The following is an 8,516-nucleotide window of genomic DNA, read 5'->3' as shown; positions in this document are numbered from 1 at the left end:
ATGCGCCGCCCGTACCCCAAACCGACTCAGGTGATCAGGTAGAGAATACCAAGGCGATCGAGCGAACCACGGTTAAGGAACTCGGCAAAATGCCCCCGTAACTTCGGGAGAAGGGGGGCCGGATCCGTGAACCCACTAGCTGGGGGAAGCGGTGATGGCCGCAGAGACCAGGCCCAAGCGACTGTTTACTAAAAACACAGGTCCGTGCGAAGTTGTAAGACGATGTATACGGACTGACTCCTGCCCGGTGCTGGAAGGTTAAGAGGACCTGTTAGGTGGTAACACCGAAGCGGAGAATTTAAGCCCCAGTAAACGGCGGTGGTAACTATAACCATCCTAAGGTAGCGAAATTCCTTGTCGGGTAAGTTCCGACCTGCACGAATGGAGTAACGACTTGGGCGCTGTCTCAACCGTGGACTCGGCGAAATTGCACTACGAGTAAAGATGCTCGTTACGCGCGGCAGGACGGAAAGACCCCGGGACCTTTACTATAGTTTGGTATTGGTGTTTGGTTCGGCTTGTGTAGGATAGGTGGGAGACTGTGAAGTGCTCACGCCAGTGAGTGTGGAGTCAACGTTGAAATACCACTCTGGTCGTACTAGATGTCTAACCTAGGTCCGTAATCCGGATCAGGGACAGTGCCTGATGGGTAGTTTAACTGGGGCGGTTGCCTCCTAAAATGTAACGGAGGCGCTCAAAGGTTCCCTCAGCCTGGTTGGCAATCAGGTGTTGAGTGTAAGTGCACAAGGGAGCTTGACTGTGAGACAGACATGTCGAGCAGGGACGAAAGTCGGAACTAGTGATCCGGCGTCGGCATGTGGAAGCGACGTCGCTCAACGGATAAAAGGTACCCCGGGGATAACAGGCTGATCTTCCCCAAGAGTCCATATCGACGGGATGGTTTGGCACCTCGATGTCGGCTCGTCGCATCCTGGGGCTGGAGTAGGTCCCAAGGGTTGGGCTGTTCGCCCATTAAAGCGGCACGCGAGCTGGGTTTAGAACGTCGTGAGACAGTTCGGTCCCTATCCGCCGCGCGCGCAGGAAACTTGAGAAAGGCTGTCCCTAGTACGAGAGGACCGGGATGGACGAACCTCTGGTGTGCCAGTTGTCCCGCCAGGGGCACGGCTGGTTAGCTACGTTCGGAAGTGATAACCGCTGAATGCATCTAAGCGGGAAGCACGTTTCAAGATGAGGTTTCCCACCCGCTAGACGGGGTAAGGCCCCCAGCAGAACACTGGGTTGATAGGCCGGAGGTGTACAGCAGCAATGCCTAGCCGACCGGTACTAATAGGCCGAGGGCTTGTCTTACAACCACTCAGCTAGACCTACAACGATCTGCGCATGTTCGCGTCCACGAATCCAAGAACCACCCACCAATGACTTGCAATCTAATTGCATAGAGCTTGGTGCCCGGTTCCCCACCACCCCGCATGCGGGATGGTGTGCGAGAACCCGGTACCGCAAGAGTTACGGCGGCCATAGCGAAAGGGAAACACCCGGTCCCATCCCGAACCCGGAAGTTAAGCCTTTCAGCGCCGATGGTACTGCAACCGAGAGGTTGTGGGAGAGTAGGACGCCGCCGGACATACACTCCGTAGGGGCCACCGTTCTCGGTGGCCCCTACGTGCATTTCCCGTCGTACCCGACGCCCCTCTCGGGGGCAGGACCAGGAGCAGGACGCCGTGGCTGAGCAGCGCCGCAACCAGCGACCGTCGCGAGACGGGGGCCGGGCCGGACGCCCGGACTCAGGCAAGCCGCAGGGCCGGGGCTCGACGAGCTCCGGGACCCCGCGCTCCAGTGAGCGTTCCACCGAGCGCTCGAAGAAGTGGACGCCCGGTAGTGACAGTGCGCCCAAGAGCGGCGACCGCCGGGGTCCGAAGCGTGACGACCGCCCGGCTCGCAGCGGTGACCGCCCGGCTCGCAGCGGTGACCGGCTGGCTCGCAGTGGTGACCGTGCGGGTCGCAAGAGCGACTGGAAGCGGCCGTCGGACAGCCAGGCGGACCGCACCAAGGAGCAGGCCCTGTACGACGGGCCCGAGCTCCCCGCGGAGATCACCGGCGCCGAGCTGGACCGCGCCATCACCGCGCAGCTGAAGGGTCTCCCCGAGAAGCTCGCCCAGCGCGTGGCCCGGCACCTCGCCGCCGCCGGCGCGCTGATCGACGAGGATCCCGAGACCGCCTACCAGCACACGCTGGCTGCGCGGGCCCGCGCTCCGCGCCTGGCCGTCGTGCGCGAGGCGTCCGGCGAGGCCGCGTACGCCGCGGGCCACTACGCCGAGGCGCTGGCCGAGCTGCGCGCCGCGAAGCGGATGAACGGCGCCACGGCGTACCTGCCGATCATGGCCGACTGCCACCGCGCTCTCGGTCAGCCGGCGCAGGCGCTCAAGCTCGCCAAGAGCCCCTCGGTGCCGAACTTCAGCCCGGAGGCCAAGGCCGAGATGACGATCGTCGAGGCCGGCGCCCGCCGCGACCTCGGTCAGCTCGACGCCGCCCTGCGCACGCTCGAGCTCGCACCGCTGCAGTCGAAGAGCCGGGCGCCCTGGGTGGTGCGGCTGCGGTACGCCTACGCCGACACCCTCGAGACCGCCGGCCGGCTCAGCGACGCGCTGACCTGGTTCCACCGGACGTACGGGATCGACAGCGAGCAGATCACCGACGCGGCCGAGCGCGCCGAGGCGCTCGAGAAGCGCCTCGAGCAGTCCTGACTCCCGGGGCGGGGCTCAGCGGTCGAGCACCGTGACCTCCGCCGGGGCGCCCGCCTCGCGGGTGCCCCACCGGACCCCCTCGCGGTAGCCGAGCCGGACCCGGTCGACCGAGACCGTGCCCGGCGACGGCGCGACCACGCGCAGCACGATGCTGTCGTCGCCGCCCAGCACCTCCCCGTCGGGCTCCACCAGGTGGGCGCAGAACACCTCCGGGTCGGTGGTGACCCGCACCGATCCCCCCAGGCACAGCAGCGGCGTGACCTCGGCGGCGACGTCGGCGACCACGTGCACCTGGACGCCCGCGAGGTGCAGGGTGCGGCCGGCCTCGCCGCGAGCGACTCCGAGGTAGACGCCCTCGCCCGCGGGGGTCGAGCCCGCGACGGTGTCGTCGGAGGTGGCCAGGGCGGTGGGGCTGTTGACGAACCAGAAGACCAGCCCGAGGACCGCGGCCACCGTGACCACGGAGGCCGCGAGGGTGGCGCGCGGGCGGCGCCGTACCTCCAGGGAGGGTGCCTCGTTCATGCGGTGAGGGTAAGGCAGGCCACGTCCTCGACGCCTTGACCCGCCGGGGACGGCAGGATTCACTGCGGACGAAAAGTCAGGGAGGTGCGGAGTGCTCCGATTCTCGGGGGCCGGGGTGAGCGACGTGGGGCGGGTGCGCCCGCACAACGAGGACTCCGGGTTCGTCGGGCCGTACGTCGCCCTCGTCGCGGACGGGGTCGGGGGCGCGGCCGCGGGGGAGGTCGCGTCGGCGACCGCGGCGTACGCCGTCTCCGCGACCGCGCTGGGCCGCCCCGGCGAGGATCCCGAGGCGGTCATGGTCGCCGCCGCCGAGGCCGCCCGGGTCAGCGTCCGCCGCGGGGTCCAGCGCGACCTCGACCGGCTGGGGATGGCCACGACGCTGACGGCGCTGGTCTGCGACGGCGCCCGCGTGGTGCTCGGCCACGTGGGGGACAGCCGGGCCTACCGCTACCGGAGCGGCGAGCTCGTGCAGCTCTCCACCGACCACACCTACGTCCAGCAGATGATCGACACCGGGAGGCTGCGCCGGGAGGCGGTGGGCACGCACCCGTGGCGCAACGTGGTGCTCCGCTCGATCGACGGCGATCCCGACGACGAGGGCCTGGACGTGGTGCCCGTCGACGCCGTCCTCGGCGACCGGTTCCTGGTCTGCAGCGACGGCCTGACCGACCTGGTCGCCGACGCGCGGATCGCGGAGCTGGTCGCGGCCGGCGACCCCTGCACGGCGGCGGCCGCCCTGACCGAGGCCGCGCTCGAGGCGGGCGGCAGGGACAACGTGACCTGCGTCGTCCTCGATCTCGTCGAGGGACCCGTGTCGGCGGGGGACGGCGAGCTCCTGGGCGCGGTCGGGGACCGCTCGAACATCGTCGACGAGAGTTCCGTGCGGCTGGGCTGAGCCCGTGCCACACTGCGGGGCCATGAGCACCGTGGCTCGTCCCGCCCTCGAGGGCAGCGTCGCCGTCCGAGGCGACCGGCGCTTGAGCTTCGCCGAGTACGGGCACACCCGTGGCCCGGCGATCGTGTGGATGCACGGGACGCCCGGGGCCCGACGGCAGATCCCGCTCGAGGTGCGGGCGCTCGCCGAGGAGCACGGCCTGCGGATCATCGGCATCGACCGGCCGGGGATCGGCTCCTCGACGCCGCACCTCTACGAGGACATCCTGGACTGGACCGCCGACCTCGAGATCCTGATGGACACCCTCGCGATCGACACCGTCCGGCTGATCGGCCTCTCGGGCGGGGGCCCGTACGTGCTCGCGGCCGGCGCGGCGCTGCCCGACCGGGTGCACGGCATCGCGGTGCTCGGCGGCGTGGCGCCGACCCGGGGCCCGGACGCCGCCGAGGGCGGCCCGATCCAGCTGGCGGTGCGCCTGGCGCCGCTGCTGCAGCTGACGCGCGTGCCGCTGGGCCTCGGGCTCACCGCGGCGATCCGGGTGGTCCGGCCGTTCGCCGGCCTGGTGCTCGACGCGTACGCCGTGCTCCAGCCGCCCGGGGACAAGGCGCTGCTGTCCCGGCCGGAGTTCCGGGCGATGTTCATCGACGACCTGCTGAACGGCAGCCGCTTCCAGACCTCCGCGCCGCTCAACGACCTGCTGCTCTTCACCCGCCCCTGGGGCTTCGACCCGGCCGACGTGGCGGTGCCGGTGCGCTGGTGGCACGGCGACGACGACCACATCGTCCCGGTGCACCACGGCCGGCACGTCGTGGATCGGCTGCCCGACGGGGTCCTGACCGTCGTCGACGGCGAGAGCCACCTCGGCGGTCTCGGCATCGCCGAGCAGGTCATCGAGACGCTCCTCGAGCTCGGCCCCCGGCGTACGTCGGCGGCCGGCGGCTGACCGGTCACCCGTCGGGACGGACGGCGCGCCGTGGTCCATACCGCTGGTGCTCAGGCGTCCCATGCGTCACAATGGGGTCACAACGTCACAGATGTCACCACTCTGACTTCGCTCCATATCGAGACCGCTGGGGAAGGCGTAGCTCGCGCCGGAGATCGAAGGAGGTCACGGTGACCGCACGCACTGCCACCCGCACCACGACGAGGGGCGTCCTCTACGTGCACTCAGCGCCGTCCGCGCTGTGCCCGCACATCGAGTGGGCCGTCGGCGGCGTCCTCGGCGTACCCGTGAGCCTCGACTGGACCCCGCAGCCGGCGCAGTCCGGCAGCTACCGCGCGGAGCTGTCGTGGAACGGCGAGGCCGGCTCGGCCGCCGCCGTCGCCTCCGCCCTGCGCGGCTGGAACCACCTGCGCTTCGAGATCACCGAGGAGGCGACGTCCTCGACCGAGGGCAGCCGCTACTCGTTCACCCCCGAGCTCGGGGTCTTCCACGCCGTGACCGGCATGCACGGCGACATCATGATCCCCGAGGACCGGCTCAAGGCCGCGGTCGTCAAGGCCGCGCTCGGCGAGACCACCCTGCTGCTCGAGATCGACAAGCTGCTCGGCAAGCCGTGGGACGACGAGCTCGAGACGTTCCGGCACGCCGGGGACGGCGCCCCGGTGCGCTGGCTGCACCAGGTCGTCTGAGACCTCCGCGAGGGTCCTCCGGGCTCCGGAGGACCCCCACGGGTCAGAGCGGGATGTTGCCGTGCTGGCCCCGGCGTACGCCGACCTGCTGGACCGCGTCGTCGATGGCCCGGGCGATCGCGGAGCGGGTGGCCGACGGCTCGACGACCTCGTCCACGACCCCGATCTCCACGGCCCGCTCCACGCCGCCCGCGATCCGCTCGTGCTCGGCGGCCAGCTCGGCCTCGACCTGCGGGCGGAGCTCGGGGGCGACCTCGGCGAGCTTGCGCCGGTGCAGGATCCGCACCGCGGCGACCGCGCCCATCACCGCCACCTCGGCGCCCGGCCAGGCGAACACCTTGGTGGCGCCGAGCGAGCGGGCGTTCATCGCGATGTAGGCGCCGCCGTAGGTCTTGCGGGTCACGAGCGAGACCCGGGGGACCACGCACTCGCCGAAGGCGTGCAGCAGCTTGGCGCCGCGGCGTACGACGCCGTCCCACTCCTGTCCGACGCCCGGCAGGTAGCCGGGGACGTCGACCAGCACGATCAGCGGCACCCCGAAGGCGTCGCACATGCGCACGAACCGGGACGCCTTCTCCGCGGACAGCGAGTCCAGGCAGCCGCCGAGCCGCAGCGGGTTGTTGGCGACCACGCCGACGGTGCGGCCGCCGAACCGGCCCAGGGCGGTGACGATGTTGGGCGCCCAGCGGGCGTGCAGCTCCTGGGTGGTGCCCTCGTCGAGGACGGCGTCGACGAGCGGGTGGACGTCGTACGCGCGCTTGCGGGACTCCGGCAGCAGCGCCTCCAGGTCGCGGTCGTCGACGTCCTGGACGCGCAGGCTGCCCTGGGCGCCGAGGAGCGAGGCGACGTCGCGCGCCCGGTCGAGGGCCTCGCGCTCGGTCTCGGTGAGGATGTGCACCACGCCGGAGCGGCGGCCGTGCGGCTCGGGCCCGCCGAGGCGCAGCATGTCGACGTCCTCGCCGGTCACCGAGCGGACGACGTCGGGACCGGTGACGAAGATCCGGCCCTCGGGGCCGAGGATGACGACGTCGGTGAGCGCGGGCCCGTACGCCGCGCCGCCGGCCGCCGGGCCGAGCACCACGGAGACCTGCGGGACCTGGCCGGACGCCTGGGTCATCACCTGGAAGATGCGGCCGACCGCGTGCAGCGACAGCACCCCCTCGGCCAGGCGGGCGCCGCCGGAGTGCCAGAGCCCGATGATCGGGACCCGGTCGGTCATCGCCCGGTGGTAGGCGTCGACGACGACCCGGCAGCCCTGGTCGCCCATCGCGCCGCCCATGACGGTGGCGTCGGAGCAGAACGCCACGACGCGGGTGCCGTCGACCTCGCCGACCGCGGCGAGCATGCCCGACTCGTCGTCGGGGGAGATCAGCTCGAGCGTGCCGGCGTCGAGGAGGGCGCCGAGCCGGTGCACCGGGTGGCGCGGGTCCTCCTCGCGCGGCGGCTTCGCCGTCCTCGAGGTGGACCGCTCCGGGGCGACCGTCATCAGACGGTCCCGAACGCGACCGCGACGTTGGCGCCGCCGAAGCCGAAGGAGTTGTTGAGGGCCGCGAGGTCGCCCGCCGGCAGCTCGCGCGGCTTGGTGGCGATGTCGAGCTCGACCTGCGGGTCGAGGTCGTCGAGGTTGATCGTCGGGGGCACCAGCCGGTGGTGGAGGGCGAGCACCGTCGCGATCGACTCCAGCGCGCCGGCGCCGCCGAGCAGGTGGCCGGTCATCGACTTGGTCGAGGTGACCACCACGTCGGAGACGTGGCTGCCGAGGGTGGCGTGCAGCATCAGCCCCTCCGCGATGTCGCCCTGCGGCGTCGAGGTGGCGTGCGCGTTGACGTGGGCGATCGCTTCCGGACCGATCTCGGACTCCGCGAGGGCGCGCAGGATGGCGCGCGAGCCGCCGCGGCCCAGCGGGTCGGGCTGCGCGATGTCGTGGGAGTCGGCGGTGATCCCGGCACCCAGCAGCTCGGCGTAGATCCGGGCGCCGCGGGCCTGGGCGTGCTCCAGGGACTCCAGCACCAGCACACCGGCACCCTCGCCCAGCACGAAGCCGTCGCGGCCGGTGTCCCACGGACGGGAGACCGTGGTCGGGTCGCCGCCGGCCTCGCCGCTCGCGGTCTTGGACAGCGCCATCATGTTGGCGAAGGCGGCCATCGGCAGCGGGTGCACCGCCGCCTCGGTGCCGCCGGCCAGCACCACGTCGGCGCGGCCGAGGCGGATCTGGTCCAGCGCGAGGGCGATGCCCTCGTTGCCGGAGGCGCAGGCCGAGATCGGCGTGTTGACCGCGGCCCGCGCCCCGACGTACAGGCTGATGTTCGCGGCGGGCGCGTTGGGCATCAGCATCGGCACCGCGAGCGGGGAGACCCGCCGCGGCCCCTTCGCCTTGAGGATGTCGTAGTTGTCCAGCAGCGTCGTGACGCCTCCGATGCCGGAGGCCATCGCGACCCCGACCCGGTCCCCGTCGAGGCCGCCGTCCTGGACGGCGCCCTCGAGGCCGGCGTCGCGCCAGGCCTCCATCGCCGCGACCATCGCGAACTGGGAGGACCGGTCGAGCCGGCGGGCCTTGACCCGCTCGAGGACCTCGGTGGGCTCGACCGCGACCCGCGCCGCGATCTTGACCGGCATCTCCTCGGCCCAGTCATCGGTGAGGCGGCGGACTCCGGAACGGCCGTTCACGAGACCGTCCCAGGTGCTCGCCACGTCACCGCCGAGCGGGCTGGTGGTGCCGAGGCCGGTGACCACGACGCGGGTGCGACTCATCTGCTGTTCGA

The 8,516-nt window shown here is 71.0% G+C and carries 7 protein-coding genes and 2 rRNA genes (1 of these 9 running past the window's edge); 6 read left to right on the top strand and 3 right to left on the bottom strand.

Features of this window, described 5'->3' with window-relative positions; translation table 11 throughout:
- The 3 genes from H4O22_RS15210 to H4O22_RS15200 all read left to right on the top strand — a co-directional run.
- Positions 1-1,308, top strand: a 23S ribosomal RNA gene (locus H4O22_RS15210); it begins 1,818 nt to the left of the window's first position.
- A gap of 160 nt (positions 1,309-1,468) precedes the next feature.
- Positions 1,469-1,585, top strand: a 5S ribosomal RNA gene (rrf, locus tag H4O22_RS15205).
- A gap of 97 nt (positions 1,586-1,682) precedes the next feature.
- Positions 1,683-2,705 (top strand): tetratricopeptide repeat protein, encoded by a 1,023-nt coding sequence (locus H4O22_RS15200; RefSeq protein WP_182524197.1) that lies wholly within the window; start codon positions 1,683-1,685, stop codon positions 2,703-2,705.
- Positions 2,706-2,720: 15 nt separating this feature from the next.
- On the opposite strand, the gene H4O22_RS15195 is transcribed toward H4O22_RS15200, so the two are convergent.
- Entirely contained in the window at positions 2,721-3,227 is a 507-nt protein-coding gene (locus H4O22_RS15195; protein ID WP_182524196.1) for a hypothetical protein, read from the bottom strand.
- A gap of 115 nt (positions 3,228-3,342) precedes the next feature.
- Between H4O22_RS15195 and H4O22_RS15190 the strand changes: the two genes are divergently transcribed.
- From H4O22_RS15190 to H4O22_RS15180, 3 genes are all read left to right on the top strand, one after another.
- The gene (locus tag H4O22_RS15190) at positions 3,343-4,122 is read left to right on the top strand and encodes a PP2C family protein-serine/threonine phosphatase (protein WP_182524195.1); all 780 of its coding nucleotides are present in this window, start codon (positions 3,343-3,345) and stop codon (positions 4,120-4,122) included.
- A 22-nt stretch (positions 4,123-4,144) separates the two neighbouring features.
- Entirely contained in the window at positions 4,145-5,065 is a 921-nt protein-coding gene (locus tag H4O22_RS15185; RefSeq protein WP_182524194.1) for an alpha/beta fold hydrolase, read from the top strand.
- 170 nt (positions 5,066-5,235) lie between these two features.
- Positions 5,236-5,754, top strand: a complete 519-nt coding sequence (locus H4O22_RS15180; RefSeq protein WP_244962993.1) for a DUF3145 domain-containing protein — start codon at positions 5,236-5,238, stop codon at positions 5,752-5,754.
- A 43-nt stretch (positions 5,755-5,797) separates the two neighbouring features.
- Here H4O22_RS15180 and H4O22_RS15175 read toward each other — a convergent pair whose 3' ends face one another.
- Positions 5,798-7,240 carry an acyl-CoA carboxylase subunit beta gene (locus H4O22_RS15175; protein WP_182524192.1) on the bottom strand — a complete coding sequence of 481 codons (1,443 nt, stop codon included), beginning with the start codon at positions 7,238-7,240 and terminating at the stop codon, positions 5,798-5,800.
- The gene (locus tag H4O22_RS15170) at positions 7,240-8,505 is read right to left on the bottom strand and encodes a beta-ketoacyl-[acyl-carrier-protein] synthase family protein (RefSeq protein ID WP_182524191.1); all 1,266 of its coding nucleotides are present in this window, start codon (positions 8,503-8,505) and stop codon (positions 7,240-7,242) included. The genes H4O22_RS15175 and H4O22_RS15170 overlap by 1 nt, the downstream gene beginning before the upstream one ends.
- Between the last annotated feature and the right edge of the window lie 11 nt (positions 8,506-8,516).

Source organism: Nocardioides dongkuii, from assembly GCF_014127485.1.
GTDB lineage: Bacteria > Actinomycetota > Actinomycetes > Propionibacteriales > Nocardioidaceae > Nocardioides > Nocardioides dongkuii.
The sequence above is the reverse complement of the archived record's forward strand: the minus strand, read 5'-3'. Positions and strand labels throughout refer to the sequence as shown.

Coding starts and splice junctions, on each gene's coding strand:
- H4O22_RS15195 (WP_182524196.1), bottom strand. CDS start 3,227: ATGAACGAGGCACCCTCCCTGGAGGTACGGCGCCGCCCGCGCGCCACC.
- H4O22_RS15185 (WP_182524194.1), top strand. CDS start 4,145: ATGAGCACCGTGGCTCGTCCCGCCCTCGAGGGCAGCGTCGCCGTCCGA.
- H4O22_RS15175 (WP_182524192.1), bottom strand. CDS start 7,240: ATGACGGTCGCCCCGGAGCGGTCCACCTCGAGGACGGCGAAGCCGCCG.
- H4O22_RS15170 (WP_182524191.1), bottom strand. CDS start 8,505: ATGAGTCGCACCCGCGTCGTGGTCACCGGCCTCGGCACCACCAGCCCG.